At 67.7% G+C, this 24,931-nt stretch carries 28 protein-coding genes; 12 read left to right on the top strand and 16 right to left on the bottom strand.

Annotation, left to right across the window (positions count from 1 at the left end):
- Positions 1-69: 69 nt before the first annotated feature.
- The 4 genes from GEMRO_RS0108925 to GEMRO_RS0108910 all read right to left on the bottom strand — a co-directional run bounded on the left by GEMRO_RS0108925 (position 70) and on the right by GEMRO_RS0108910 (position 3,559).
- Positions 70-1,650: a cisplatin damage response ATP-dependent DNA ligase gene (locus GEMRO_RS0108925; protein WP_027133711.1), complete on the bottom strand. Its 1,581-nt coding sequence runs from the start codon at positions 1,648-1,650 to the stop codon at positions 70-72.
- 90 nt (positions 1,651-1,740) lie between these two features.
- Positions 1,741-1,962, bottom strand: coding sequence for a hypothetical protein (locus GEMRO_RS0108920; RefSeq protein ID WP_027133710.1), 222 nt, complete (start codon positions 1,960-1,962; stop codon positions 1,741-1,743).
- A gap of 79 nt (positions 1,963-2,041) precedes the next feature.
- Positions 2,042-2,440, bottom strand: a complete 399-nt coding sequence (locus GEMRO_RS0108915) for a VOC family protein (RefSeq protein ID WP_027133709.1) — start codon at positions 2,438-2,440, stop codon at positions 2,042-2,044.
- 102 nt (positions 2,441-2,542) lie between these two features.
- Positions 2,543-3,559 (bottom strand): ligase-associated DNA damage response exonuclease, encoded by a 1,017-nt coding sequence (locus GEMRO_RS0108910; protein ID WP_027133708.1) that lies wholly within the window; start codon positions 3,557-3,559, stop codon positions 2,543-2,545.
- An 89-nt stretch (positions 3,560-3,648) separates the two neighbouring features.
- Between GEMRO_RS0108910 and GEMRO_RS0108905 the strand changes: the two genes are divergently transcribed.
- The 4 genes from GEMRO_RS0108905 to GEMRO_RS0108890 all read left to right on the top strand — a co-directional run bounded on the left by GEMRO_RS0108905 (position 3,649) and on the right by GEMRO_RS0108890 (position 6,837).
- Positions 3,649-4,002: a RidA family protein gene (locus GEMRO_RS0108905; RefSeq protein WP_027133707.1), complete on the top strand. Its 354-nt coding sequence runs from the start codon at positions 3,649-3,651 to the stop codon at positions 4,000-4,002.
- Positions 4,003-4,027: 25 nt separating this feature from the next.
- On the top strand, positions 4,028-5,275 hold the full coding sequence (locus GEMRO_RS0108900; RefSeq protein WP_027133706.1) for a D-amino acid dehydrogenase: 1,248 nt from the start codon (positions 4,028-4,030) through the stop codon (positions 5,273-5,275).
- Between the two features lie 9 nt (positions 5,276-5,284).
- Complete coding sequence (locus tag GEMRO_RS0108895; RefSeq protein WP_027133705.1) at positions 5,285-6,076, top strand: maleate cis-trans isomerase family protein; 792 nt, start codon at positions 5,285-5,287, stop codon at positions 6,074-6,076.
- A gap of 62 nt (positions 6,077-6,138) precedes the next feature.
- A complete protein-coding gene (locus tag GEMRO_RS0108890) occupies positions 6,139-6,837 on the top strand; it encodes a lysophospholipid acyltransferase family protein (RefSeq protein ID WP_240476638.1) in 699 nt (232 codons plus the stop codon).
- 421 nt (positions 6,838-7,258) lie between these two features.
- On the opposite strand, the gene GEMRO_RS0108885 is transcribed toward GEMRO_RS0108890, so the two are convergent.
- The gene (locus GEMRO_RS0108885) at positions 7,259-7,786 is read right to left on the bottom strand and encodes an Lrp/AsnC family transcriptional regulator (RefSeq protein WP_084506730.1); all 528 of its coding nucleotides are present in this window, start codon (positions 7,784-7,786) and stop codon (positions 7,259-7,261) included.
- Positions 7,787-7,912: 126 nt separating this feature from the next.
- Here GEMRO_RS0108885 and GEMRO_RS0108880 point away from each other — a divergent pair, with 126 nt between their 5' ends.
- The gene (locus GEMRO_RS0108880; protein ID WP_027133702.1) at positions 7,913-8,197 is read left to right on the top strand and encodes a hypothetical protein; all 285 of its coding nucleotides are present in this window, start codon (positions 7,913-7,915) and stop codon (positions 8,195-8,197) included.
- Between the two features lie 56 nt (positions 8,198-8,253).
- Entirely contained in the window at positions 8,254-9,951 is a 1,698-nt protein-coding gene (locus GEMRO_RS0108875) for a thiamine pyrophosphate-binding protein (RefSeq protein WP_027133701.1), read from the top strand.
- Here GEMRO_RS0108875 and GEMRO_RS0108870 read toward each other — a convergent pair.
- The 4 genes from GEMRO_RS0108870 to GEMRO_RS32545 all read right to left on the bottom strand — a co-directional run bounded on the left by GEMRO_RS0108870 (position 9,938) and on the right by GEMRO_RS32545 (position 13,507).
- On the bottom strand, positions 9,938-10,492 hold the full coding sequence (locus GEMRO_RS0108870; RefSeq protein WP_027133700.1) for a gamma-glutamylcyclotransferase: 555 nt from the start codon (positions 10,490-10,492) through the stop codon (positions 9,938-9,940). The two genes, GEMRO_RS0108875 and GEMRO_RS0108870, sit on opposite strands and share 14 nt — an antisense overlap.
- Before the next feature lie 108 nt (positions 10,493-10,600).
- Entirely contained in the window at positions 10,601-11,515 is a 915-nt protein-coding gene (locus tag GEMRO_RS28580) for a prephenate/arogenate dehydrogenase family protein (protein ID WP_035484985.1), read from the bottom strand.
- Positions 11,512-12,630, bottom strand: a complete 1,119-nt coding sequence (gene hisC, locus GEMRO_RS0108860; protein WP_035484983.1) for a histidinol-phosphate transaminase — start codon at positions 12,628-12,630, stop codon at positions 11,512-11,514. Before hisC ends, GEMRO_RS28580 begins: the two co-directional genes overlap by 4 nt.
- 25 nt (positions 12,631-12,655) lie before the next feature.
- Positions 12,656-13,507, bottom strand: coding sequence for a chorismate mutase (locus GEMRO_RS32545; protein WP_027133698.1), 852 nt, complete (start codon positions 13,505-13,507; stop codon positions 12,656-12,658).
- Positions 13,508-13,738: 231 nt separating this feature from the next.
- On the opposite strand from GEMRO_RS32545, the gene GEMRO_RS0108845 reads away from it, so the two are divergent.
- Both GEMRO_RS0108845 and fabG read left to right on the top strand, forming a co-directional pair.
- Entirely contained in the window at positions 13,739-14,566 is an 828-nt protein-coding gene (locus GEMRO_RS0108845) for a 23S rRNA (adenine(2030)-N(6))-methyltransferase RlmJ (protein ID WP_027133697.1), read from the top strand.
- A gap of 84 nt (positions 14,567-14,650) precedes the next feature.
- The gene (gene fabG, locus GEMRO_RS0108840; protein ID WP_027133696.1) at positions 14,651-15,424 is read left to right on the top strand and encodes a 3-oxoacyl-ACP reductase FabG; all 774 of its coding nucleotides are present in this window, start codon (positions 14,651-14,653) and stop codon (positions 15,422-15,424) included.
- A 12-nt stretch (positions 15,425-15,436) separates the two neighbouring features.
- Here the strand turns inward: fabG and GEMRO_RS0108835 are convergent, their stop codons facing one another.
- Together GEMRO_RS0108835 and GEMRO_RS0108830 are read right to left on the bottom strand one after the other, a co-directional pair.
- Positions 15,437-16,774: an aspartate aminotransferase family protein gene (locus tag GEMRO_RS0108835; RefSeq protein WP_027133695.1), complete on the bottom strand. Its 1,338-nt coding sequence runs from the start codon at positions 16,772-16,774 to the stop codon at positions 15,437-15,439.
- Between the two features lie 41 nt (positions 16,775-16,815).
- On the bottom strand, positions 16,816-17,802 hold the full coding sequence (locus GEMRO_RS0108830; protein WP_027133694.1) for a phosphotransferase enzyme family protein: 987 nt from the start codon (positions 17,800-17,802) through the stop codon (positions 16,816-16,818).
- A 141-nt stretch (positions 17,803-17,943) separates the two neighbouring features.
- On the opposite strand from GEMRO_RS0108830, the gene GEMRO_RS0108825 reads away from it, so the two are divergent.
- Positions 17,944-18,417, top strand: a complete 474-nt coding sequence (locus GEMRO_RS0108825; protein WP_027133693.1) for a GreA/GreB family elongation factor — start codon at positions 17,944-17,946, stop codon at positions 18,415-18,417.
- A gap of 7 nt (positions 18,418-18,424) precedes the next feature.
- Here the strand turns inward: GEMRO_RS0108825 and GEMRO_RS0108820 are convergent, their stop codons facing one another.
- Entirely contained in the window at positions 18,425-18,862 is a 438-nt protein-coding gene (locus GEMRO_RS0108820) for a DUF4174 domain-containing protein (RefSeq protein ID WP_027133692.1), read from the bottom strand.
- Between the two features lie 110 nt (positions 18,863-18,972).
- Here GEMRO_RS0108820 and GEMRO_RS34170 point away from each other — a divergent pair, with 110 nt between their 5' ends.
- Positions 18,973-19,110, top strand: coding sequence for a DUF805 domain-containing protein (locus tag GEMRO_RS34170; protein WP_157505518.1), 138 nt, complete (start codon positions 18,973-18,975; stop codon positions 19,108-19,110).
- Between the two features lie 164 nt (positions 19,111-19,274).
- On the opposite strand, the gene GEMRO_RS0108810 is transcribed toward GEMRO_RS34170, so the two are convergent.
- Positions 19,275-20,747, bottom strand: a complete 1,473-nt coding sequence (locus tag GEMRO_RS0108810; protein ID WP_027133691.1) for a catalase — start codon at positions 20,745-20,747, stop codon at positions 19,275-19,277.
- Positions 20,748-20,853: 106 nt separating this feature from the next.
- Here GEMRO_RS0108810 and GEMRO_RS0108805 point away from each other — a divergent pair, with 106 nt between their 5' ends.
- Entirely contained in the window at positions 20,854-21,747 is an 894-nt protein-coding gene (locus tag GEMRO_RS0108805) for a LysR substrate-binding domain-containing protein (RefSeq protein WP_027133690.1), read from the top strand.
- Between the two features lie 4 nt (positions 21,748-21,751).
- On the opposite strand, the gene GEMRO_RS0108800 is transcribed toward GEMRO_RS0108805, so the two are convergent.
- Complete coding sequence (locus tag GEMRO_RS0108800; RefSeq protein WP_027133689.1) at positions 21,752-22,861, bottom strand: mannitol dehydrogenase family protein; 1,110 nt, start codon at positions 22,859-22,861, stop codon at positions 21,752-21,754.
- 7 nt (positions 22,862-22,868) lie between these two features.
- Positions 22,869-23,885: a zinc-binding alcohol dehydrogenase family protein gene (locus tag GEMRO_RS0108795; RefSeq protein WP_240476798.1), complete on the bottom strand. Its 1,017-nt coding sequence runs from the start codon at positions 23,883-23,885 to the stop codon at positions 22,869-22,871.
- A gap of 168 nt (positions 23,886-24,053) precedes the next feature.
- Here GEMRO_RS0108795 and GEMRO_RS28570 point away from each other — a divergent pair, with 168 nt between their 5' ends.
- Positions 24,054-24,314, top strand: a complete 261-nt coding sequence (locus GEMRO_RS28570; protein ID WP_035486842.1) for a hypothetical protein — start codon at positions 24,054-24,056, stop codon at positions 24,312-24,314.
- Positions 24,315-24,509: 195 nt separating this feature from the next.
- On the opposite strand, the gene GEMRO_RS0108785 is transcribed toward GEMRO_RS28570, so the two are convergent.
- Positions 24,510-24,764, bottom strand: coding sequence for a GlsB/YeaQ/YmgE family stress response membrane protein (locus GEMRO_RS0108785; protein WP_027133687.1), 255 nt, complete (start codon positions 24,762-24,764; stop codon positions 24,510-24,512).
- Between the last annotated feature and the right edge of the window lie 167 nt (positions 24,765-24,931).

Below are 24,931 nucleotides of genomic sequence, written 5' to 3'. Positions count from 1 at the left end.
GGCACACCATTTCCGATGCAGGTCGGAGAAAGAATTTTCTGGAAGCTTTCAGGTCGAAGGGAGTGCTGATTACTCCATCAGAGCGATCAACGTCTCCAGCCGGTCCGCCTCGGCGGCCGGCTTGTCCCAGCGAATCCGTGAGATCCGGGGAAAACGCATCGCCACGCCGGACTTGTGCCGGGTCGAAGGATGGATGCTGTCGAAGGCGATCTCGAACACCAGGGCCGGCTTCACCGCCCGCACCGGGCCGAACCGCTCGGTGGTATGGTCGCGGATCCACTTGTCGAGCTGCTTCAGCTCCTCGTCGGTATAGCCCGCATAGGCCTTGCCGACCGGGACGAGTTCCGCCCCTTCGGGCCCATCCTTCCAGGCTCCGAACGTGTAGTCGGAATAGAACGAGCTGCGCTTGCCGTGGCCGCGCTGCGCGTACATCAGCACGCAGTCGACCAGATGGGCATCGCGCTTCCACTTCCACCACAAGCCCTTGGGCCGGCCGGCAACATAAGGGCTGTCCCGGCGCTTGAGCATCAGCCCTTCAACGGCTCCCCCCTGCCGCGCCGCCAGCCGCAGCCGGTCGAGCTCTTCCAGATCCATGGTCGGCACCAGGGGCGAGACGTCCATCCCGGCGGGTTGCTCCCGCGCGACGAAGGCCTCCAGCCGGGCCCGCCGCTCGATGAGCGGAAGCCGGCGCAGATCCTCGCTGCCGTCGAACAGCAGGTCGTACAGGCGCACGAAGGCCGGGTAGTCGCGCAGCATGGCGGCGGTCACCGCCTTCCGATTCAGCCGCTGCTGCAGGTCGTTGAACGGGGCGACCTCGCCGTCACGAACAACCAGCAGTTCCCCGTCGACCACGCCCTGGAAGCCGACCCGTTCCGCCAGGTCCGGAAAGGCGGCCGAGATGTCGTCGCCGCTGCGCGAGTAGATGCGCAGGTTCGGCCCCACCGAGACCAGCTGGACGCGGATGCCGTCCCATTTCCACTCGGCAAGATAGTCCTCGGGCGCGATCTTCGCCAAGTCGTCGGCCTGCAGCGGATGCGCCAGCATCAGCGGCCGGAACACCGGCGCCTCCGCCGTCAGCGGCTGCGCGGCGCGGCCGTCCAGCCAGGCGAACAGTTCGGCATAAGGGGGGGTGGTCGCATGCCATGCTTCCTCGACATCGGCCGGATCGACGGCGCCATAGCGGGCCAGCGCCGCCTTGGTGATCCCGGCGGACACGCCGACCCGCAGGCTGCCGGTGATCAGCTTGAGCAGGGCCCAGCGGCCGGTGGCGTCCAGCGCATCCAGCCAACCGGCGACCTCGGTCGCCAGGCCGGCCTTGGGCGTGTCGTCGAGCGTGGCGACCACTTCGGCCAATGATGGCAGGGCGCGGTTGGTCGGCCGCTCCGGCCACATGAGCGCCACCGTCTCGGCCAGGTCGCCAACGAAATCATAGGACCAGCGGAACAGTTCCGGATCGGCGCGGGTGGCGATCAGGCTGCGGATCAGGGCCGGCTTGGCCGCGGCCAGGCTGAGCGTGCCCGACAGGGCAGCCAGGCCCAGCCCGCGATCGGGGTCCGGCTCCTGCCGGAAATAGTCCTCGATCAGCGCGATCTTGGTGAGGCGCGCCGGCGTGTAGAGGAGGCGATCCAGGAGTTCCGAGAACAGTTTCAAGGCCGGCACCCGTCACGCGTCCATCGCCAGCCCGTGTGCCGGCCACGAACAACTAGGGCTGAGGCGTGCCCCCGACCAGCGTGAGCGGGTTCAGATCTCCTGATCGCGGGACGGGCTGGACATCCAGCCATTGGTCAGCCCCAGCACGGCGCAGAGCAGCGCCAGCATGAGGATCGCTGCCGCCGCGGGAATCCCGAGCAAGGTGCCGAGCTGATCTGCGACAGCGCGCGCCAAGAGGAACAGCATGCCCAGTCCAGGAAGGAGCAGGCTGCCGACTGCGACGTAGCGTACTGCCCTCGTCAGCTGGTTCATGGTTGGTCTCCCATGCCCGGTCCGGCCCAAGATGTGACAAGCCTGGGCATGCAATCCGCATATCGATCGGCATTAAGCATCAAAGCTGTGTAGGTGTCACCTCATCTCTGACGACAAATGCTAGCTTGTTTCCGTCTGGATCACGGACGTACGCACCGTAGAAGTCGGCGCCATATTGCGGCCGCGGGCCCGGAGCGCCTTCGTCGTGGCCTCCATTCGCCAGCGCGGCGGCGTGGGCCGCTTGCACGCTCTGCTCGTCTTTGGCCACCAGCCCGATCATCGTGCCGTTGCCCCAGCTGGCGGGACGGTCGTCAAACGGCAGCAGCACCCACAGCCGGGCCTGGCCCCCCTTGGGCCCGTAGCCGATCTCGCGCGGCACGGTCGCCAGCCGGACATAGCCAAGCGGAGCCAGGGCCGCGTCATAGAATTTTCCGGCCCGCTCCAGGTCGTGGGTGCCGAGATTGACGTAAGAGAGCATGTCATCTCCTTCGATGGCGGGCGGAACCTGCCATGGCCGACCCGGTCCGGTCGAGCCTTGGCCGGCTGCATCCGGCGGGATCCGGACGAATGGCGTAGGCGGTCAGGCATTCTCGTCGTCGTAGCCGACCAGCCGCAGCGCCTTCGCCTCATGGCCCTTCAGCTTCGCCGCGTATTGCAGCGCCTCCTCGCGGCCGTGGGTGATCCACACGGTCGGGGCGCCGACATCGTCCAGCGTCTGCAACAGTTCGTCCCAGTCCGCGTGGTCGGAGATCACCAGCGGAAGCTCGATGCCCCCCTGCTTGGCGCGCTGCTTGACCCGCATCCATCCCGATGCCTGGCAGATCACCGGCTCAGGCAGCCGGCGGGCCCAGCGGTCGGCGATCGCCGAGGGGGGCGCGATCACGATCGCTCCCTCCAGTTCCCGGCGGGGCTCGCCCTTCACGCCGGCGGTGGCCGGGCGGAGGTCGCCCAGGTCGACACCATAGGCCCGATAGACCTCGTTCATGGCGGCAAGGGCGCCATGGACATAGACCGGGCGGTCCCAGCCGCCCTTCCGGATCTCCGCGATCAGCCGCTGCGCCTTGCCCAGGGAATAGGCGCCGACCACGTGGCAGCGATCGGGAAAAAGCTCGACCGAGTGCAGCAGCCGGGCGATCTCGCCCTCGACCGGCGGGTGACGGAACACGGGCAGGGCGAAGGTCGCCTCAGTCACGAACACGTCGCAGACGACCGGCTCGAAGTCCGGGCAGGTTGGATCGCCGCGCCGCTTGTAGTCTCCGGATACCACGATCCGGCCGCCCTGGTGCTCCATCAGCACCTGGGCACTGCCCAGCACGTGCCCGGCCGGCAGCAGGGTAAGGTCGACCTCGCCGATCCGGATGGTCTCGCCATAGGCGGCTGCCTGCTGGGTCCGCGCCGCTCCCTCTCCCAGCCGGGCCCGGGCGATGGTCAGGGTCTGCTCGGTCGCCAGCATCGCCTGGTGGCCGGGACGGCAATGGTCGCTGTGGCCGTGGGTGACGACCGCACGCGGCACCGGCCGGACCGGGTCGACGTAGAAGTCCCCGGGCACGACATAAAGGCCTTCCGGCCGGACCTGGACCCAGCGTTCCGGGTGCATCCTGCGCTCTCCATCAGAGCGGGCGAAGCTTCCTTGCCCACGCTTGCTCATGTATGCCGCGACAAGCCAACGTCAGCAGGAGACATCGCATGACGATCCGCCGCATCCAGCCCGGCCCGCGCATGAGCCAGGCCGTCATCCACGGCAACGTCGTCTACTTAGCCGGACAGGTCGCCGCCGGCGCTCCTGGCAAGCCGGTCGCCGATCAGACCAAGGACATCCTGTCCCGCATCGATGCCCTGCTCGCCGAGGCCGGCACCGACAAGACCAAGCTGATCACCACCAACATCTGGCTGTCCGACATCTCGACCTTCGCCGAGATGAACGCGGCCTGGGATGCCTGGGTCGCCCCGGACTGCGCGCCGGCGCGCGCCACGGTCGAGAGCAAGCTCGCGACCCCGGACTACACCGTCGAGATCATGGTCACCGCCGCCCTCGACTGAGGTCAGGCCACCGAAAGGGGCGATCATGCGCGTCGCGGTTCTCGGTGCCGGGCTCGCCGGCACGATGACGGCCTACGAACTGTTCCGGGATGGTCACGAGCCGATCGTGATCGACCGGCGCAGCCAGCCGGCCTCGGAAACCTCGTACGGCAACGCGGGCATGATCGCCCCCGGCCACGCCTTTTCCTGGGCGTCGCCGGCAGCCTTGAAAACGCTGATCCGCTCGATCGGCCGCAACGATACCGCCCTGCGCTTCAAGCTGCAGAAGGACCCGCACTTCTGGAAGTGGGCGCTGCGCTTCGTGCGCAACTGCACGACCGCGCGGGCCAACTACAACACTGCGCGCAAGGTCGGGCTCTGCCTCTACAGCCAGAAGCAGCTCCACCGCGTGGTGGAGGAAACCGGGGTCGCCTATGGCGCGGCCAGCGGCGGCGCCATGTACCTGCACCGCACCGAGGCGGCGCTGGAGAAGGCCGACCAGAACGCCCAGATCATGCGGCGCCTGGGCGTGGAGGTCCGCAAGCTCGATCCCCTGCAGGCAGCGCAGATCGACCAGGTCTACCTGCCGGTCCAGGATCGCTTCGCCGGCGCGCTCTACGTGCCCGGCGACGAGTCCGGCGATGCCCGGATGTTCACCCGCAGCATCGCGACCTGGCTGATCGAGCGCGGCGTCGCGTTCCGCCTGAACGAGACCATCGACCGGATCGAGGCCGATGGCGGCCGGATCGCCAGGGTCGTCACCGATCAGGGCGAGGTGAAGGCCGACGCCTATGTGCTGGCGCTCGGATGCTATGCCGCCACCATGGGCCGCACGATCGGCCTCAACCTGCCGATCTACCCGGTGAAGGGCTATTCGGTCACCATTCCGGTCGCCGGCCGCAACAACCCGCCCCGCCTCTCCGGAGTCGACGAGCACAACCTGTTCGCGTTCGCCAACTATGGCGAGCATGTCCGCCTCACCGCGATCGCGGAATTCGCCGGCTACGACTGGTCGCACAAGCCGTCGGACTTCACCGGCCTGCTGAAGGCGGCCCAGGAGCTGTTTCCGGACGCCGGCGACTACGCGGAGCCGGAATACTGGGCGGGGCTTCGCCCGATGACACCTTCGGCCCTGCCGATCTTCGGCAAGGCGAAGTTCGACAATCTCTGGGTCAATGCGGGCCACGGCCACATGGGCTGGACATGGGCCTGCGGGTCCGGCCGGATCGCGGCCGACCTGATCGCCGGCCGCAAGCCGGAGCACGACGTTTCGACCATGCTCTATGTGGGGTAAGGATCACCCATGCCGCCAGGCGCCGAACGGATCGTCCTGAACCATCTGCCGTTCGCGCTCGACGACGGCATCGCGCCGCGCGCGCGGCTGGGCCTGGTGGTGCTGGGCTGCGACCAGACCATCGAGTACGAGTGGCGCGGCATCTTCCGCGACCTGGCCGGCGTCGGCCTCTACCATGCCAGGATCCCGGTCGATCCCCAGATCACGCCGGCAAGCCTGCGGGCCATGGAGCCCCTGATCGGCCCCACCACCGACCTGCTCCTGCCGGGCCACCGGTTCGACGTGGTGGCATTCGGCTGCACCTCCGCCTCCATGGTGCTGGGCGAGGAACACGTGATGGCGCTGATGAACCGGCAAAAGCCCGAGGCGCGCGCCACCACGCCCATCACCGCGGTCCGCATTGCCCTGCAGGCGCTGGACGCCCGCCGGATCGCGCTGCTCACGCCCTACCGCGAGGACGTCAACCTGGGAATCATCCGCTACCTGGAGGAACGGGGGCTGGAAGTACCTGTGTTCGGCTCGTTCAACGAGGAGGACGACGGCAAGGTCGGCCGGATGTCCCCAGCCTCGATCGAGCGGGCCGTGCTGGAGCTCGGGAGCCAGGCCGACGTTGACGCCGTGTTCGTATCCTGCACCTCAATCCGGCTGGTGGCTGCCGCTGCCAACATCGAGCGCAGGCTGGGCAAGCCCGTCACCTCATCCAACCATGCCATGGCCTGGCATGCCCTGCGCCTGGCCGGCATCGACGATCCACAGCCGGAACTTGGCCAGTTGTTCACCCGCACATTGCCGTCCGCATGACCCTGATCCGATCCGCCGTCTTCAACGTCCTGATCTGGACCTGGACGCTCCTGGCCCTGCTGGTGATCCTGCCGGTGGGCCCGTTCCTGGATTCAGCCGGCACCCGCGCCTACGCACGGGGCTGGGAACGCGGCATCCTGTTCCTGCTCCGCTGGGTCGTCGGCATCCGCCACGAGATCCGCGGCCGGCATCATCTACCTGCCGAGCCCGTCATCATTGCGGCGAAACACCAGTCGGCGTGGGAGACCCTGACCTTCCACACCTTTGTCCACGACCTTTCGGTCGGGCTGAAGTACGAGCTGACCAGGATCCCGATCTTCGGCCGCTACCTGATGAAGTCCGGCTGCATCCGGATCGACCGGGGGGCGGCCGCCAGGGCGCTCAAATCCCTGGTAGAGGGCGCCGAGCGGGCCATGGCCGACGGCCTGCACGTCATGATCTTCCCCGAAGGCACCCGGCGCTCGCCGGGGGCGCCACCAGACTACAAGCCGGGCGTGGCGGCCCTCTACCGGAAGCTCAATCGGCCCTGCGTGCCGGTGGCGCTGAACTCCGGTGTGTTCTGGGGACGCCGCTCCTTTGCCAAGCATTCCGGCACCATTGTGCTTGAGTTCCTGGAGCCGATTCCGACGGGCCTGCCGCGTGCTGAGTTCATGCGCGTTCTCGAGGAACGGATCGAGGCCGCAACCGCCCGACTGGTGACGGAAGCGCAGGGCGAATCGGTCGCGGACGCCGCACTGAAAAAAGACTTGGCAAGGCCTTGACCGGACCAGGGCACCATCTCAATATCAGTAGCACGCGAGAGTTGTCCGGCCACTTGCTTCACCCTCCATGCGTAAAGCAAGTTGATCGAAAGTGTCGAACAACCGCGTCTGGTGAGGCCGGAAAAGAGGGGTCATGGATAACATCACTCCACCGGGTTATCATTGAGCGACCACCACTGCCGTATGGCGTCAATGTCGCTCCTAGGTCGATGATGAGGCGCCCTTCATCGACCAATACTTCTACATTGCAGGTCAACTACTGAACGGCTGTTTCGCAGCCGTACTAGAGGATCGGCTGTAAAAGCGATCCAATCTGGACAACTGGAACCAGCAATCCCGGGCGTCGCCGATGCCCGAAATACCGAAGACCGGCGGAAGCGCATGAGTTCGCTTCCGCCGTTTGGGGTGTCGAAGACGCGATTCAGACGATCTGCATCGGGTCGACGCAGACCGACCGTTTCATCGCCCGCAGCGCGAAGGTGGACCGCGTGTGGCGGATGCCCTCGATCCGGTAGAGCCGGTCGCGCAGAAACCGCTCGTAATCCTGCGTTCCCGCCACCGCGACCTTCACCAGATAGTCATATTCGCCGGTTACCAGATGCGCCTCGATGACCTCGGGAATGCGCGCCAGATGCTCGCCGAACGTCTCCAGGGCCGAGTCGTCATGCCGGTTCAAGGTGATCTCCACGAACACGGTATCAGGCAGCCCGAGCGCTCCGTGATCGAGCAGCGCCACGTAGCCGCTGATCAACCCGCTTGCCTCCAGCCGCTTCACCCGCGTCCAGCAGGGCGATGCGGACAGCCCCACCTTCTCCCCCAGTTCGGCCATCGTCAGCCTCCCGTCGGAGCGCAACGCCGACAGAATGCGCCGGTCGATCAGATCGAGTTCAGCGCCGCCGCGGACCGGCAGACTGCCAACAGACAGATTGTTTTTCTGCGATCTGCTCATTGTCCTGAATCTCATGCTGCCTGGAGGCAGAAATAGCCCGAAGTTCGGGAAACATCACTGCTGTGATGCGCCTATTCATCCTTCACCGGCCAAGCATCGCGATCCGGCGGGTAGAAGGGAGTTCCCATGCACAGCGCCCAGGCAAGCCGCACCCAGGTCGAGGTATCGGCGCTGATCACCGATCCGTATGACGGCCTGATCCGCCTGCTCAACGACGCGCAGCGCTTCGGGCTCGCCATCGTGGGGATGACGGTCGAGGAGCAGGGCGAGGGGAGCTCGGTGCGGCTGATGCTGGGAGCCGCTTCCGGCGCCGACCTCGGCACCCTGGAGGCGCGGCTGGCGCGGCATCCCTGCGTGCGCCGGCTGACCGTGCGCTTGGCTGCGACGGTGGCACTTCCCATGGCGGCTTGATCCGGGCGCAGGGCTTGCTACCGGTGCGAAGAGCCATCCCGCCACGGAGCCTGTCCATGCCGATCTCCCCGGTCACCTCGGTCGAGCAGGCGAAACCCAGGCGGGGAGCAGCGATCCTCCTGGAGGTCCTGCGCAGCGAGGGCGTCGAGTACATCTTCGGCAACCCCGGCACGACCGAACTGCCGCTGATGGACGCGCTGAACGACACGCCGGACATCAGCTATATCTGGGGGCTGCAGGAGGCCAGCGTGGTCGCGATGGGCGACGGCTACGCCCAGGCGGCGCGCCGGCCGGGCTTCATCAACCTGCATACCGCCGGCGGCCTTGGCCACGGCATGGGCAACATTCTCAATTCCAGCGTCATGCAGACGCCGCTGGTGGTGACGGCGGGCCAGCAGGATTCCCGCCATGTCCTCACCGATCCCCTCCTGTTCGGCGACCTGGTGCGGATCGCCACGCCTGCGGTGAAGTGGGCCCAGGAGGTGACCCATCCGGACCAGCTGCCGGTCCTGGTGCGGCGTGCCTTCCACGATGCCAGCGCGGCGCCGATGGGTCCCGTCTTCCTGTCCCTGCCCATGGACGTGATGGAGGAGATGAGCACGGTCGGCATCGCCGAGCCCTCGACCATCGACCGGTGCGCCGTCGCGGGATCCCTGGACCGGCTGGCCGCGGAGCTGGCCGCGATCCCGCCCGGCCGGCTGGCGATCATCGCCGGCGACGAAGTCTATCCGAGCGATGCCGCGCCCGAACTGGTCGAACTCGCGGAAATGCTGGGCGCGCCGGTCTATGGCGCCTCCTGGCCGTCGCACATCCCCTTTCCGACCAGCCATCCGCTCTGGTCGGGCAACATGCCCACCAAGGCCACCGAGATCGCGGCAAGGCTCGCCGGCTACGACGCCATCTTCGCGCTTGGCGGCAAGTCGCTGATCACCATCCTCTACACGGAAGGCCCGGCGGTTCCCGCGTCCTGCCGCGTCTACCAGATGTCCGCCGACGTCCGTGACCTCGGCCGCACCTATGTCACGCCCTTGTCGGTGGTGGGCGACATCAAGTCGTCGCTGCGGGCCCTCTTTCCGCTGCTGCGGGAGGCCGCGCGTTCCAAGGCCCCCGCCTATGCCGCCCAGCTGGAGCAGGCGACCCGGGCGATGACCGAGCGGCGTGGCCGCCTGGAGGCCGCCGCGGATGCGCAATGGGGCCAGCCGCGCATCACCCCGATGGTCGCGGCGCGCGAGGTGGCCCGCGGCGTCGGGCCCGAGACCGCCATCGTGGACGAGGCGATCGCGACCTCCACCCATCTCCGCCAGTTCCTGAACAGCCCGTCCTATCGGCAGTACTCGTTCATGCGCGGCGGCTGCCTGGGCTGGGGCATGCCCGCCGCGGTCGGCTTCTCCCTGGGCCTTGGCCGCGAGCCGGTCGTGTCCCTGGTCGGCGACGGGGCAGCGCTCTACTCCCCCCAGGCCCTCTGGACCGCCGCCTACGAGAAGCTGCCGGTGACGTTCGTCGTGATGAACAACCGGGAGTACAACGTCCTGAAGAACTTCATGAAGTCGCAGTCCGGCTATCTGTCGGCGCGCCGCAACCGATTCATCGCCATGGAGATCGAGAACCCGGCGATCGACTACCTGGCGCTGGCGGCGTCGATGGGGGTGGCGGCACGGCGGGTGGAGAAGGCGGCGGACATCGCCCAGGCGATCCGGGCCGGCATCGCCTCCGGCCTGCCCAACCTGATCGAGATCCCGATCAGCCCTGGCTGACCTCATCCTGCGCGGCCACCAGGCGGCTTGCCAGCGCGCGCAGATGAGGCTCGTCGATCCCCATCTCGACCAGATGGTCCAGCGTGTTCACCAGGTATTCCCGGCAGGTCCCCGAGCTGCCGCAGCCATGCCGGACCATTTCCAGGATCATCGCCTCGTCGGCGCTGCCGCAATACTGCTCGTGGTCCGGTCGCGCGACATAGGCCCAGGCCTGCACGGTGATCTGGGACTCCAGCAGTTCCAGGGGTACCAGGCGCCGCTCGTAGACGTTGGTGAGCAGCTCGCGGGCGTCCAGATACTCCATGATCTCCGGCGCACGCTCGGCCCGGAAGCCGATCGCGCGCCCGATGCAGACGCCGCCCTCGGTCAAGCCCATGACCACGCCCGGCTGCTCCGCGGTGCCGCGGTAGTGCTCGGAGCGGATGCACAGGCGGCGCTGGAAACCGGTCAGCTTCGCCGTCTCGAAGGCATCCGGCTCGAATCCCGGCCGCCACATCAGCGAGCCGTAGCCGAAGGTCCAGACGAGATCCGGGTCAGTCATTTCAGGCAGTACACCGAGGGTCCAGGGGGGGGAGGAGGAGGGGCAAAGCCTCATCCGCGACCATCCCCATATAGCGAGCGGCCGCGGGGTCCGCCATCTGGGGAAACTTCAGTCGTCCTTAAGCTGCGGCTTACGCTCGTAGGCCTGGCCCGCCTGGATCACGCTGCGCCGGATCTCCCGGGTACGGCTGAACAGGTCGAACAGGATGTCGCCCTGCTCCCAGCGGATCGCCCGCTGCAGCGCCACCAGGTCCTCCATGAACCGGCCGATCATCTCCAGCACGGCCTCCTTGTTGTTCAGGAAGACATCGCGCCACATGGTCGGGTCGGAGGCCGCGATCCGGGTGAAGTCGGTGAAGCCGCCGGCGGCATATTTGAACACCTCCGACTTCAGATGCTCCTCCAGGTCCGCGACGGTGCCCACGATCGTGTAGGCGCACAGATGCGGCAGGTGCGAGGTGATCGCCAGGACCCGGTCGTGATGATCCGGCGACATCGTGTCGACCGTGGCGCCGACCGCCTCCCAGAGCGCCACGAGCCGCGCCACCGCGTCCGGATCAGTGTCCTCAACCGGGGTCAGGATGCAGCGGCGGTTCTGGAAAAGGGTGGCGAACGCCGCGTCGGGTCCGGAATGCTCCGTGCCGGCCACCGGATGACCGCCCACGAACCGGCCGGGGTTGGGCAGATGGGCAGTGACCTCGCGCACCACCATGGTCTTGATCGAGCCGACATCGGTGACGATCGCGGCAGGCTCGAGCCCAGGCGCCATCGCCCGGGCGACGTCGCCCAGCGCTGCGGGCGGCGTGCCCAGCACCACCAGGTCGGCACCGACCACCGCCTCGGCCGGATCGGCCACCGCACGATCGCACAGGCCGAGTTCCAGGGCGCGCGCCCGGGTTTCCGGCCGTCGGGCGCAGGCGACGATCTCGCTGGCCAATCCCGCCTGGCGCATGGCCAGCGCCAGGGAGCCATTGATCAGGCCGATGCCGATCATCGCGACCCGCTCGAAGCGCGCCCCGCTCATGGCTTGGGCTGTCCGGCCATGAACTCCTGCAGGAGTTCGACCATCCGGCGGTTCTCCGCCTCGGTGCCCACCGTGACCCTCAGGCAGAGCGGCAGCTGGTAGGAGGCCATCGCCCGTGGAATGATGCCGTTCTTCTCCAGGAACTCGCCCGCGGCGGCGGCATCATGGCCGGGCACGTCGGGGAACTCGATCAGCAGGAAGTTGCCGACGCTCGGATGGACCTGGATGCCGATCCCGGTGAGTTCCTTCGCCAGCCAGCCCAGCCAGCGATCGTTGTGCGCCTTGGCGGCGGCCTGATGGTCGACGTCCTCGATCGCGGCGACCGCCGCGGCCTGGCCCGGAACCCCGACATTGAACGGCCCTCGGATGCGGTTGATCACGTCGACGATCCCGGCCGAGGCGGTCATCCAGCCGACCCGCAGCGCCGCGAGGCCGTGGATCTTGCTGAACGTACGGGTCATCACGACGTTGGGGGCGCTCAAGGACAGAGCGAGGCCGCTGTCGTAGTCCGGCTCCCCCACATACTCGGCATAGGCGGAATCGATCACGAGCACGACGTCGTGGGGCAGGCCGCGATGCAGGCGCAGGATCTCCTCGGCCGGCAGGTAGCTGCCGGTCGGGTTGTTGGGGTTGGCCAGGAACACCATCCGGGTGCGGCTGGTGACCTTGGCCAGGATCTGGTCGACGTCGGCCCGCAGCTGCGTCTCCGGGGCCTCGACCGGGACGGCGCCCGCGGACAGCGCCGAGAGCTTGTACATCAGGAAGCCGTGCCGGCTGTAGAGGACCTCCTCGCCCGGCCCGGCATAGGCCCGGATCAACAGGGCGATCAGCTCGTCCGAGCCGGCGCCGACCACGATCCGGTCAGGGTCGACGTTCATCCGTCGCCCGATCGCCCGGCGCAGCTCGGTGGAGCCGCCCTCCGGATAGCGATGCAGCTCGTCGGCCACCTGCCGATAGGCGGCGCTCGCCCGGGGGCTGGCGCCCAGCGGCGATTCGTTGGCGGAGAGCTTGGCGGCCTTGGCGGCGCCGGCGACCTCGGCCTTGCCGCCGACATAGGGCTTGATCTCGAGAATGCCCGGCCGTGGGCGCGGCCCCTGGATCATGGATCGTCTCATCTTTCGGATCGAACGTCGAACGGCGTCAGCCGGCCGCTCCTGCGGCGAGGCCTTGTGGATAGGCACCCAGGACCGTGCAGTGCAACAGCTCGTGTCGAAGCACGATGGTGGCTTCGGCGAGTTCGTCCTCGTTGGCCACGAAAAAGCCGTCCGCCTCGACCAGATGGACCACGCCGTCCCCCTCGCCTTCCGGGCCGACCGCCAGATGCCGCACCGGCAGGCCAGCCTTGGCCAGCTGCTCCACCAGCCGCGCCGGTGCGAAATCCGGCCCGGTCCCGATCCGGACCAGGCTGAGATCCTGGCCGCTCGGCTCCGGGGCCACCGGGCCGAGCAGCCAAGCCTCGCCCATGCCCTCTTTGGCCACGAACGGCACGCGGCCGAACACCTGGCGTCCCTCCAGCTCCGCAGGCTGCAGCCTCGCCCACCATCGGTCCTCCGGATCGAACAGCCCCAGCGCCGCCACCGCGACCTCGCCGGCGAGCAGCAGCTGGAGCGCCTGGTCGCTGGTCTCCGTGCGGACAAGGGGCGTGGTCATCCCGAAATGGCTGCGCGCCCGTTCCATGGCGATCGGCTCGGCCTCCGGTGCCTGGACCGCCACGGCGTAAGGGGTCTGCTTCGAGGTCGCGGCGCTGATGATCTCGCGCCAGATCCGCACCACCGAATCGGTCGGCAGCTTGCCGTCGGCGCGGCCGTCCAGGCGGCGCAGGATCGCCGCCTCGCGGGAGGGACGGATCGCCAGCCGGCCATCGCCGACCCCCTTGGCGGCCGCGATCGCCCCTACATAGCCCATGCGCTCGACGAGCAGGTCGATCACCGTGTCGTCGATGCGGTCGATCTCGGTGCGCAGGCGCGCCAGATTGTCGATGTCGTCGGCCATGAGCTTCCGGAGCGAGCTGGTTCATTGTTTTGCCCGGTGGAGGCTACAAGCGGAGGGCCGACAGTTCCAGTTCACGTCCTTCATGCCGGTCGAGACTGGCAGGGACTGACCCGGTTGGCCGAATGAGCTATCAAGCAGGTCTGCCGGCCCATGCCCTGCAGCCCGCCGTCCGGCATCGGCGCCGCTCGCGGTTTCCGGCCAGCCCGTTTCCATCGGATCCAGTGACTCGTCATGCTCAGCTATCGCCACGGCTTCCACGCCGGCAACCACGCCGACGTCCTCAAGCACGCCACCCTGCAGTTCATCCACAAGGCGATCGTCGCCGCCGACGAGCGGCCGCTGCTGGTGGTCGACACCCATGCCGGCGCCGGCCTCTACGACCTGAAGAGCGACATGGGGGAGAAGGTGGCGGAGTGGCGAAGCGGGATCCTGCCCCTCCTGCAGCGGATCGACGTGGCGCCGCCGCTTCTGCGCGACTGGCTGGAGATGGTCCATGTCGACGGGCCGCGTGCCTATGCCGGCTCACCGGAGATCTCGCACCGGCTCCTGCGCGCCCGCGACCGCATGGTCTGCTTCGAGCTGCACACGACCGACTTCGCCGCCCTTTCCTCGCTCCTGTGCACCGACCCGCGGGTGGCGGTGGTCAAGGCGGACGGGCTGGCCAGCCTGCCGGCGATCTTCCCGCCTCCGGAAAAGCACGCTTTGGTGCTGATCGATCCCTCCTATGAGATCAAGACCGACTACGGCCAGGTCCAGGACACCCTGATCAAGGCCTATCGGCGCCTGGGCACCGGCACCTACCTGCTCTGGTACCCGGTGATCGACCGGCGGTTCACCGACCGGATGCTGGGCGGGCTCGCGGAAAGCGAGATCGGCCGGCAGTACCGGATCGAGTTCTGCGTCGAGCCGGACGAGGCGCGTCGCGGCATGACCGGGTCCGGCCTCCTGGTGATCAACCCGCCGGAAAGCCTGCCCCCAGCCGTCGAGGTGGGGCTGCCCTGGCTGGCACAGGAATTGAAGGCCACCGGCAACGTGCACGCGGCCTGGGTGAAGACCTGAGCGGTACGGGAGGAAACCTTCAGCCTCTTCCCTCCGCATCGGATCGCCGCTCTGATCGATGTCATGGCATAAGGGGAAGATGGGATGCTGAAATCATTGGCAGGGCGCACCGCCATCGTGACGGGCGGCAGCAAGGGGATCGGCCGCGGGCTCTGCCTGCGCTTTGGCGAGGCAGGCCTGAACGTCCTGGTGGTCGCCCGGCACCTGGGCGACGCGGAGAAGGTGGCCGGCGAGATTGGGCCGCACGCCTCCGCCTTCGCAGCCGACGTGACCGACCCTGCCGGTTGCGAGGCGATGGCCGCCGAGGCGGTCGGCCGGTATGGCAGCATCGACGTGCTGTGCGCCAATGCCGGCATCTTTCCCGCAGCCAAGCTCGACGAGATGACCCCTGCCGACTTCGACGAGGTGATCGGGGTCAACCTGAAGGGGACCTTCCTGTCGGTCAGCGCCTGCCTCGCGCAGATGAAGCGCCAGAACCAGGGACGGATCGTGCTGACCTCGTCGATCACCGGGCCGATCACCGGCTATCCGGGCTGGACCCATTACGGCGCCAGCAAGGCCGGCCAGCTCGGCTTCATGCGCACGGCCGCGATCGAGCTGGCGCCGTGGAACATCACGGTGAATGCGGTGATGCCGGGCAACATCATGACCGAAGGCCTGGACGGGCTGGGCGACGACTACCTGGCCACCATGGCCGCCTCGGTGCCGATGAAGCGGCTGGGCAGCGTCGCCGACATCGCCAACGCCGCCCTGTTCTTCGCCTCGGAGGAGGCAGCCTACATCACCGGCCAGAGCATCGTGGTGGATGGCGGCCAGGTCCTGCCGGAATCGCTGGGCGCCCTCGAAGCGATGGGCTGAAGCGGAGGAGGGTCAGCCCTCCTCCAGCACCTCGCCCAGGCAGTCGACGAGCTGGTCGGCGTTCTGCCGGGAAAAGACCAGGGGTGGCCGGATCTTGAGCACATTGCCGTGCCGCCCCGCGGCGCCGATCAGGATGTTCTTGCGGTGCAACCCATTGATCACCCGCGTCGCTAGTTCCGGCGCCGGCTCCCTGGTCAGCGGATCGCGCACGAAGTCGACCCCCACATAAAGCCCGGCCCCGCGCACGTCGCCGATCTCCGGGTGGCCGTTGCCGGCTAGGTGGCGCAGCCGGTCGCGCAGGTGGGTGCCGACCTCGGCCGCATTCGCAACCAATCCCTCGTCGGCGATGACGTCCAGCACCGCCAGGCCTGCGGCCGCGGCCACGGGGTTGCCGCCGAACGTGTTGAAATAGCCGACGCTCTTGGTGAACGCCTCCAGGAGATCCGCCCGCGACACCACCCCGCCCATGGGGAAGCCGTTGCCCATGGGCTTGCCCATGGTGACGATGTCCGGCGTCACGCCATGGCGCATGAAGCCCCACATGGCGTCGCCGGTCCGGCCAAAGCCTGGCTGGACCTCGTCGGCGATGAACAGGCCGCCTGCGGCATGAGCGGCAGCAACCGCCGGGCCCAGGAAGGGAGCGGGATCGGCATAGATCCCGTCGCTGGAGAAGATCGTGTCGGCGAGGAAGGCGGCAAAGCCGATCCCGTCCGCCTCCAGGCTGTCGATCGCCTCCTGCAGGTCCGCAGCGAAGCGGCCGGGCAGGTCGTCGGAGGGCGCGCGATAGACATCCGGCGCCCGGATCACCCGGACATGCGGAGGCGGCGCCTTGCCCGGCATCGAGGAAGGCGAGACATCGGTCACCGCCCAGCTGTTGCCGTGATAGGCATTGTCGGTGACGACGAAGCCGCGCCTGCCGGTGGCCGCGGTGGCGATCCGGAGCGCCAGGTCGTTGCTCTCCGTGCCGGTACAGGTGAAGGTCACCTTGTCCAGCCCGTCCGGGAACGTCTCCAGGAGCCGCTCGGCATAGGTGTGGATGATGTCGTAGAGATAGCGGGTATGGGTGTTCAGCTGGCCGGCCTGCCTGGCGATCGCCTCGACCACGCGAGGATGGCAGTGCCCGACCGAGGGCACGTTGTTGTAGACATCCAGGTAGCGCTGCCCGTCGGCCGTGTTCATCCACACGCCGTTCGCTGACACGACATGCATCGGCTCCTCGTAGAACAGCACCGAGGTCGGCCCGAACGTCTTCTGTCGGCGTTCCACCAGTCGCGCAGTCGCGTCGTCCAACCTGCCGGCACGGCTGGCGTCGAAGGCATTGAGCGCCAGGATCTGCTGGCTTTGCGGCATCGCGCGGTCGTCCGGCACAAGATGTCTCCCAGATATGCGGGTCAGGCCTGTTCGGCCAGGAAGCGCTCGGCCAGCACGACGGTGCCGGCGGTATAGGGAACGCCCATCTCCTGGGCGGTCGGGGTCTCGGCGTGGGAGGCGATCCAGGCCGTGAGCAGCATCCGGCGCAGCATCAGGAAGACCGGCATCATCGCCAGGTCGTCGGCGGTGACCTGGCCCTGGCTCCGATAGCCTTCAAGCCAGGCTTCCTGCAGGTCCGGCACGACCGGGTCATCCTCGAAGAAGCTGACCGCGGCGGCAAAGTCGTACATGAACCAGGAGAAGCCGCAGTCATCAAAGTCGATGATCCCCAGCCGGTCACCGTCGACCAGCAGGTTGGCAAGGCGCAGGTCGGCATGGATCAGGCCGAACCGGTCTGGAGCCTGACCGTAGGCGCGCAGGCGACGCTCGAGCTCGACCGAGGTCCGCTCCAGGACCTGTCGCCCCGGCCCGTCCAGACCCAGGCCTGCGCGCCAGTCGCCCCATAGCGGGCGATGGCCCAGCATGGCGTCGAAATCCCATGTTTTGCGCCGAAAGGTGCCGGGCCGGGCCCAGGCGCGGGTATGGGCGTGCAGTTGCGCGCTGACTGCTCCCAGGGTGTGGAACCAGGGCACCGAGCTACTCGATGCCTCCGGCTCAGCTCCGCTCATAAACTCGAACGCCGCCACATGGCGAAGGTCGCCGCCATCCTCGAAGGAGCCGAGCAGATCGCCGCCGACCGTCGCGAGAGGCCGGGGTGTTGCCACCGTGCCGTCGGCGATCAGGGCGCTGATCCAGGCCAGCTCCGAGATGATCTCTTCCTTCTCGTGATAGGCCGGGCGATGCACCCGGAAGATCACCGGGTGGCCGCGCACCGGATCCTCGACCAGGAAGGTGGCATTCTCCGAGATCGTGAGCAGGCGGAGCGAGACACCGGCCTCCATCCCCCAAGCCGGGAGTGCACCGCGCAGGCCAGCTTCCAGCCGATCGAGAAATGCTGCGTCGTACATCGACCCCTCAGACGATCAGTGGTGAATACAACATGAAATGTGCCTCCTGCAACATAGCTGCGTCACCGGCCGGATTGTCGGCGGGGTGGCCGGCGCGCTAGCCTTGATCGTTCGAGACAACGGGCAGGGAGCACGCAAGAAATGAGCCGGGCGTTCGTGAAGGAGCCGGACGGCGACGCGGCGATCGACGATCTGCCGGATCGGACGATCAGCCCGAACCGTAACCTGGTCACGCCGGAGGGCTATCGCCAGATCGAGGCTGCCCTGGCCCACTGGCGTGCCGAGGAGGCCGGAACGCCGTCTGACGACCGCAGCGCCCACGCCCGGATCGCCCGCGAGCTGCGCTACTGGAAGGCTCGCCTCGCCAGCGCGGAACGCGTCGAGCCGCTGGCCCGCCCGGAGCAGGTCGTGTTCGGGACCGAGGTCGAGTTGCGCTGGCCGGATGGCCGTCTTCAGACTTTGAGCCTGGTGGGAGAGGACGAGAGCGCCCCGGAGCAGGGCCGGATCGCCTGGACAGCGCCGCTCGCCAGCGCCCTGATCGGCCTTGCCGAGGGCGAGACCGCGCGGTTCCGCGACGAGGAGCTGGAGGTGCTGGCCATCCGTCCTCTCGCCTGAGCGGATTTCAGCGCTCGTTGCGCCGCATTGGCATCGCGTCGATCAGGCCGAACAGCTCCTGGGGGATGGCCGGGCGGTTCTTCCGCCATTTGACGCCGCCGTCCTTGCCCACCAGGAGGGCGGTGAAGCCATCCCCGGAAGAAACCTCGAACTGTTCCCGGAGCCTTGCCGCCTGCGCTGCCGGCGGCGCATCGCCGTACAGCGGAACGATCTGGTCGTCGCCCACCACCGCGAACACCACCATGTCACGATCGGCCAGTTCGGCCTCATGGCGCGAAAGTGTGTCCCTCTGGTTCGTGAGTTCCGGGTCGTCAGGCGACGCGAACATCAGCAGCACACGGTTCTTCCACTGATAGGAGTCCATCGGATCCATCGCGGCGGCTCCGGCTGCGAAAGAGGGGAAGAGAAGAAGGAGAACGACGAGATAGCCTCGGATCAGGTCCATGGACCGGGTCCTTTCCGGGCAGGTGAGGCACGGGCTGCTCAGGGAAGAAAGGCGTCGCTGCGCAGCAGGTTCCGGGAAGATCAACCGGCCGTACGGGCTGGTGGCTGCTGTTGAGCCTGATGTCGCTGCTGGGACAGGTCATCCTGCTGATCTGGGCCTGCCTGCCGGACGAGGCTGAAGCCAACCGGCTCGGGCCGCCACCCGCGGGATCGATCGGCCAAGCCGCGGCGACCGGCCGCCCCGGCTGAAAGTCCTCCCATCCATCGGCTGCTGAAAAAAAACGGGTCGCCAAAGAGGGGGTGGAGGGCGACCCGTCGTCAGTTCGATCAGGGAGGGAAAACTGCGGCCTGTCCACTTGCCCGGCGTGCTTGCGGCATCCAAGCAGGCGGACATGCCACCTACGACCAGCTGGTTATTCGGCAGCGGATGCCAGGGGCAGATCCGTCGCCGAAAGGCCCATCCGGGTCGCGACACCGATCCCGTAGTCCGGATCGGCCGCGTAGAAATGGGCCACCTGCCGACGCACGATCGACGTCGGAACGCCATCCATTGCTTCGGCGATGTTGTCCATGAGACGCTCGCGCTGCTCGTCGGACATCAGCCGGAACAAGGTACCGGGCTGCGAGAAGTCGTCGTTGCCAACCCGATGATCGTACCTGGCTGCCGAACCGGCCAATGGCAGGGCGGGTTCCCCGAATCGGTCGTCTTCTTTAGCGCCCCCAAACGAGTTGGGCTCGTAATAGGCGTCGCCCCGCTCGGGGATGCTGGAGAGCATCTGTCCGTCGGCATGGTAGTGGCGGACGGGGCAGCGGGGCTGGTTGACCGGCAGGGACTCGTAATGGGTGCCCACCCGGTAGCGATGTGCGTCCGCATAGGCGAAGATCCGACCCTGCAGCATCCTGTCCGGCGAGAAGCCGATGCCCGGAACGATGTTGGACGGCGAGAAGGAGGATTGCTCGACTTCCGCGAAGTAGTGCCGGGGGTTCCGGTTCAGTTCGAGGATGCCGACCTCGATCAGCGGGAACTCGCCGTGCGGCCACACCTTGGTCAGGTCGAACGGGTTGAAGGACGTTTGCTCGGCCTCGGCCTCCGACATGATCTGCACGCAGAACCGCCAGCGGGGGAAGTCGCCGCGCTCGATGGCGTTGAACAGGTCGCGCTGGGCGCTCTCCCGATCCCTGGCGACGACCTGCTCGGCCTCGCGGTTGGTCCAGGTATGAACCCCCTGCAGCGACTTGAAGTGGAACTTCACCCAGTGCCGCTCGCCGGCGTCATTGATGAAGGCATAGGTGTGCGAGCCGTAGCCGTGCATCTGCCGGTAGTTCTGCGGCAGCCCCCGGTCGCTGAACAGGATGGTCACCTGATGCAGGCTCTCCGGGGAGAGCGACCAGAAGTCCCACATCGCGGTGGTCGAGCGCAGATTGGTGGTGGGATGGCGCTTCTGGGTACGGATGAAATCGGGGAACTTGACCGGGTCGCGCACGAAGAACACCGGGGTGTTGTTGCCCACCAGGTCCCAGTTGCCCTCCTCGGTATAGGCCTTGAGCGAGAAGCCTCGCACGTCCCGCTCGGCATCCGCAGCACCGCGCTCGCCGGCCACCGTCGAAAAGCGCAGGAAGACCTCGGTCACCTTGCCGATCTCGCTCAGGAACTTCGCCTTGGTGTAGCGACTGATGTCCTGGGTGACCGTCAGCGTGCCGTAGGCGGCGCTGCCCTTGGCATGCACCACCCGCTCGGGAATCCGCTCCCGGTTCTGATGCGCCAGCTTTTCGATCAGCTGGTAGTCCTGGAGGAGCAGCGGCCCGCGCGGCCCGGCGGAGAGGGAATTCTGGTTGTCCGGCACCGGGGTGCCGGCCGTGGTGGTTAGGGTGGTTGGCTCGCTCATCGCCCGCTCATTGCTGCACGAAACTTGGATGCCCACTCTGCCCCTGTTGTTTCGATAAGTTCCAATCGTATTGTCTTAGACGCGCGATCAGATAAACTGATCGCCGATGATCACGCTTCGCCAGCTCCGCTACCTCGTCGCCCTTGCCGAGGCACGTCACTACGGCCAAGCGGCCGCCGCCTGCCACGTCACCCAGCCTGCCTTGTCGATGCAGATCCAGGAAATGGAAGCAGCGCTCGGCACCCAGCTGGTCGAGCGGCGGCGCGGCGGGGTCGAGCTTACCGAGACTGGGCGTGATGTGGTGCGGCGGGCCCGGCGCATCCTGGCCGAGGTCCGCGACCTGGAGGACTTTGCCCGCCACCGCCGCAAGCTGCTGAGCGGCGCCTTGCGCCTGGGCGTGATCCCGTCAATCGCGCCCTACCTCCTGCCGCTGGCCCTGCCGGCCATCCAGGCATCCTATCCCGAGCTGGAGCTGCAGCTGCGGGAGACGCAGACCCAGATCCTCCTGACCGAGCTGAAGCGCGGCACCCTCGACGTGCTGCTCCTGGCGCTGCCGGTTGCCGATCGCGAGCTGGAATCAATCCGGCTGTTCGACGACCGGTTCCTGATCGCCCGCGGTACCGCCGGCCACAGCCCCACCGGGCGGGTAGATCCGAACGCCCTGGCCGACGAGAAGCTCCTGCTCCTGGAGGAAGGCCACTGCCTGCGCGATCAGGCTCTGGCCTATTGCGGCAACTCGATGCGCATGGGACCCCTGGCGGGATTTGGCGCCTCGAGCCTGGCGACCATCATCCAGATGGTCGCCAATGGCTACGGCATCACCATCCTGCCGGAGATCGCGGCCAAGGCGGAGGTGACCGATGGCCGGATCGAGCTGCTCCGCTTCACCGATCCCGAGCCCTCGCGGGCGGTCGGCCTGGCCTGGCGGCGGAGCTCCCCGCGCAAGCGCGACTTCGTCGAGCTCGGCCGGGTGCTCACCGAATGCCGCCCACGGGACTGATGGCTCAGCCGGCTGCGATGGCAGCGTCCAGTAATGGGGTCGGATGGTCCGGCAGATATTCGCGGGACAAGGCGACCAGTCCGCCGAACCGGCGTTCCTTCTTGGCGGCATGGTTGGAGGCGATGTCCGCCAGCCGGTGGCGCAGGAACGGATTGGCGAACCGCCCCATGGTCGTCCGGCGATACTCCTCCGCCTGCGGTCCCAGTCCCATGGCGACGAACACCGGCAGGACCTCCTCGTCATAAAGCCGGTCCAGGCTGGCGACCATGTCGACGTCCTGCAGCGCCTCCAGGACGATCTCCTCCGACGGGCGCTTCTCGTTCAGCCAACGCTCCGCGAGCCAGGTGTGGCCGAGGTTCAGGATGAACAGCTTCAGGCGCGCATAGCGCTCCAGGTCGTCGGTCACCACCACGTCCGGGTGCTCGAGCGGCACGAACAGGCCGGGCATCGCGCGGATGGCCCAGAGCGCATAGGGCTCCGCCACCGCACCGACCGGCTCGATCGGCTCGCTGACGATCCGGTCGACCAGACTGTCGGCGAACATCACGTCCCGCTCCAGCCAGGCCAGGAAGTCGCCCGACGCGCCCCAGGCGGTCGCCAGGTCGGTGACGATCTTGCGCAGCACCTTGCCGTTGTCGGTGATCAGCTCGAGCGGGAACACCGACAAGGGATGGCCGCCCTCCTCGAAGCGGGCCTGCAGGAGCTTCACGAGCTTGCCCGGGAACGAGCGCGGCACCGGGGTCGACCCGTCGTCCTCCGGATGCAGCTCGTAGCCGCGGTCGGCCGTGTTGCTGATCCAGGCCCGGATGTGCGGATCGACCGCCCGGGCGCGGACATCCTCCCAATGGGTCACCGCATCGAGCGCCTCGGTGATGCTGGTCACCTGCACCTGCCGGTCGACCGGCTCGCCGTCGACGAGGCCGCGGATATGGACGGGGAAGCCCGCGCCATAGGCCAGGGCCTTGGCGCGCTTGGCCGCTTCGGGCGTGCCACTGGTGGTGACCGCGACCGCCGGCCCGGCGGCATTGCCGGCGGCCAGCGCCTCGTCGAGCATCAGGTCGACATGGGCCTGGAGCAGCCGCCCGGTGCCGAACTGCAGGATAGCAGGATGCATCACGCCCTCACGCGAACTCGATCATCGCCTTGACTACGCCCGCCTCGGGCGTGGTCCATTCTGCAAACCGTGCCACCGCTTCCTCCAGCGGGGCCCGGTGGGTGATCAGCTTCTCGACCTGCACCGCTCCGGAGCGGATCGCGGTTAGCACTTCGGCAAAGTCCGTTCCGGTCGCGTTGCGGCTGGCATGGAGGGTCAGCTCGCGCTTGTGGAACTCGGGGTCGGAGAAGGTCAGATCGGTGCGCACCACTCCGGCAAAGATCAAAGAGCCGCCATGAGCCACCAGGCCGAAGCTTCCCTCCATTGCCTTGGGATTGCCGGTGGCGTCGATCACCCGGTCGTACAGGTCGCCGTCGGTCCGCCGGCGCGCCCGCTCGACCAGGTCCGGCCCCGCACGCTCCGCTTCCCTGAAGCCGAGCTGATCGGCGGCGAAGGCAAGCCGGTCCTCCCACCCGTCCACCAGCGTCACCTCCGCGCCCCGCGCCCGGGCAAAGATCGCGCAGCCCAGGCCGATCGGCCCCGCCCCCACCACCAGGGTACGCTCACCACCGGAGAACTCGCTGCGCCGAGCCGCATGCGCGCCGATCGCCAGGAACTCGATCAGTGCTGCCTGGTCCAGCGGGATCCCGTCGGCCGCAAAGACCACCCGCTCCGGCAGCACGATGTAGTCGGTCATCCCGCCATCGCAGTGGACGCCCAGGACCTGCATCGAGGTGCAGCAGTTGCTCTTGTCCTTGCGGCAGGCGACGCAGGTCCCGCAGGTCAGGTAGGGCATGATGTAGACAGGCGTGCCCACGGCGATCGAGGTGCCGCCGCCGACAGCCGCGATTTCACCCGACAGCTCGTGGCCCATGATCCTGGGATATTCCAGGAAGGGATGCTTGCCGCCGAAGATGTGCAGGTCGGTCCCGCATACGCCCATGCGCCGGATCCGTACCAGAACCTCGCCCTCGCCGGGTGTCGGCACCGGCTTCTCCACGAGCCGCAGCACCCCCGGCGTCTCGCACACCACTGCCCGCATCATCACCTGTCGCCTTTCGTCCTGACTGCGCCGGGACCCTAGAAACAGAACCACCGCGGGGCCAGCCTTTCCGCTCAAGCGCCTGCCGGATCGGTTGCGGCCGGATTAGGGTAGCGAGGAACCGCATGCTTCGATCTGCGGTTGCTCCCGAAGCAGCCCAAGGAGGCCTCCATGACGTTCACGCCCAGCTACAGCCGCGACAGCACGACGTCGCTTTCCTCCGGCTCGGCCGGTCACCTGTCCACAAGCGAGAGGGGCATGTATGTCCTGGGCGGGCTGGTCATGGCCGCCGCCGGGGCCAAGCCGCGCCCCAACCCGCTCCTGAACCTGATCGCCTTGGGCGCCGGAGCCTACCTCGCCTGGCGCGGCGCCGAGGGATCCTGCCCGATCAAGGCGATGATCAAGGGGGACGACATCCACCGCCTGCGGTGAGAAAAGAAACCAGCTCCTCAGCATCCGCCCGGCCCGGAAGAGACGGTTCCGGCCGAGCTTTGCCCAGCCTGGTGAGCGCCGAAATCGCCACCCTCGCCTGATCAGCAGCCCCGGGCCGTGAGCGGGAAGATGGTCGTGTAACAAGCAGGGCGCCGCGCCGGGTGGCAGCCGGGAGGCCACCACCCGGTGCCGGCATCAGGCGCGCTTGCGGGCGATCATGCCGTAGACGAACAGCACGATGATCGCGCCGACCACGGCGCCGATGAAGCCGGCGCCCTCGCCGGCGTTATACCAGCCGATCGCCTGGCCGAGAAAGGTCGCCACGAAGGCGCCGACGATGCCAAGGATGGTGGTGAGGATAAAGCCGCTCGGCTCGTTGTCCCCCGGCATGATGAACTTGGCGACGACGCCCGCGAGGAAGCCGATGATGATGGTCCAGATGATGCTCATGGCGGATTCTATCCCGACGTGCTGCGTGGTTCGTGATCTTGTTCGCAAGAAGCCGCCGACGTCACTCCCCCACGATCGCCCAGGTCACCGGAAAATACGGACACGCCAGGTGGAAACCGCGGTCCCGCCTCTGCCTGCCTCGCTTTTTGGTCCGGGGCCCCGACCTC

Source organism: Geminicoccus roseus DSM 18922 (assembly GCF_000427665.1).
In the GTDB taxonomy this organism is placed as follows: domain Bacteria; phylum Pseudomonadota; class Alphaproteobacteria; order Geminicoccales; family Geminicoccaceae; genus Geminicoccus; species Geminicoccus roseus.
This window is presented reverse-complemented; position numbering and strand designations above follow the sequence as displayed.

Coding starts and splice junctions, on each gene's coding strand:
- GEMRO_RS0108920 (WP_027133710.1), bottom strand. CDS start 1,962: ATGAACCAGCTGACGAGGGCAGTACGCTACGTCGCAGTCGGCAGCCTG.
- GEMRO_RS0108915 (WP_027133709.1), bottom strand. CDS start 2,440: ATGCTCTCTTACGTCAATCTCGGCACCCACGACCTGGAGCGGGCCGGA.
- GEMRO_RS0108910 (WP_027133708.1), bottom strand. CDS start 3,559: ATGCACCCGGAACGCTGGGTCCAGGTCCGGCCGGAAGGCCTTTATGTC.
- GEMRO_RS0108905 (WP_027133707.1), top strand. CDS start 3,649: ATGACGATCCGCCGCATCCAGCCCGGCCCGCGCATGAGCCAGGCCGTC.
- GEMRO_RS0108900 (WP_027133706.1), top strand. CDS start 4,028: ATGCGCGTCGCGGTTCTCGGTGCCGGGCTCGCCGGCACGATGACGGCC.
- GEMRO_RS0108895 (WP_027133705.1), top strand. CDS start 5,285: ATGCCGCCAGGCGCCGAACGGATCGTCCTGAACCATCTGCCGTTCGCG.
- GEMRO_RS0108885 (WP_084506730.1), bottom strand. CDS start 7,786: ATGAGCAGATCGCAGAAAAACAATCTGTCTGTTGGCAGTCTGCCGGTC.
- GEMRO_RS0108880 (WP_027133702.1), top strand. CDS start 7,913: ATGCACAGCGCCCAGGCAAGCCGCACCCAGGTCGAGGTATCGGCGCTG.
- GEMRO_RS0108875 (WP_027133701.1), top strand. CDS start 8,254: ATGCCGATCTCCCCGGTCACCTCGGTCGAGCAGGCGAAACCCAGGCGG.
- GEMRO_RS0108870 (WP_027133700.1), bottom strand. CDS start 10,492: ATGACTGACCCGGATCTCGTCTGGACCTTCGGCTACGGCTCGCTGATG.
- GEMRO_RS28580 (WP_035484985.1), bottom strand. CDS start 11,515: ATGAGCGGGGCGCGCTTCGAGCGGGTCGCGATGATCGGCATCGGCCTG.
- hisC (WP_035484983.1), bottom strand. CDS start 12,630: ATGAGACGATCCATGATCCAGGGGCCGCGCCCACGGCCGGGCATTCTC.
- GEMRO_RS32545 (WP_027133698.1), bottom strand. CDS start 13,507: ATGGCCGACGACATCGACAATCTGGCGCGCCTGCGCACCGAGATCGAC.
- GEMRO_RS0108845 (WP_027133697.1), top strand. CDS start 13,739: ATGCTCAGCTATCGCCACGGCTTCCACGCCGGCAACCACGCCGACGTC.
- fabG (WP_027133696.1), top strand. CDS start 14,651: ATGCTGAAATCATTGGCAGGGCGCACCGCCATCGTGACGGGCGGCAGC.
- GEMRO_RS0108835 (WP_027133695.1), bottom strand. CDS start 16,774: ATGCCGCAAAGCCAGCAGATCCTGGCGCTCAATGCCTTCGACGCCAGC.
- GEMRO_RS0108830 (WP_027133694.1), bottom strand. CDS start 17,802: ATGTACGACGCAGCATTTCTCGATCGGCTGGAAGCTGGCCTGCGCGGT.
- GEMRO_RS0108825 (WP_027133693.1), top strand. CDS start 17,944: ATGAGCCGGGCGTTCGTGAAGGAGCCGGACGGCGACGCGGCGATCGAC.
- GEMRO_RS0108820 (WP_027133692.1), bottom strand. CDS start 18,862: ATGGACCTGATCCGAGGCTATCTCGTCGTTCTCCTTCTTCTCTTCCCC.
- GEMRO_RS0108810 (WP_027133691.1), bottom strand. CDS start 20,747: ATGAGCGAGCCAACCACCCTAACCACCACGGCCGGCACCCCGGTGCCG.
- GEMRO_RS0108805 (WP_027133690.1), top strand. CDS start 20,854: ATGATCACGCTTCGCCAGCTCCGCTACCTCGTCGCCCTTGCCGAGGCA.
- GEMRO_RS0108800 (WP_027133689.1), bottom strand. CDS start 22,861: ATGCATCCTGCTATCCTGCAGTTCGGCACCGGGCGGCTGCTCCAGGCC.
- GEMRO_RS0108795 (WP_240476798.1), bottom strand. CDS start 23,885: ATGATGCGGGCAGTGGTGTGCGAGACGCCGGGGGTGCTGCGGCTCGTG.
- GEMRO_RS28570 (WP_035486842.1), top strand. CDS start 24,054: ATGACGTTCACGCCCAGCTACAGCCGCGACAGCACGACGTCGCTTTCC.
- GEMRO_RS0108785 (WP_027133687.1), bottom strand. CDS start 24,764: ATGAGCATCATCTGGACCATCATCATCGGCTTCCTCGCGGGCGTCGTC.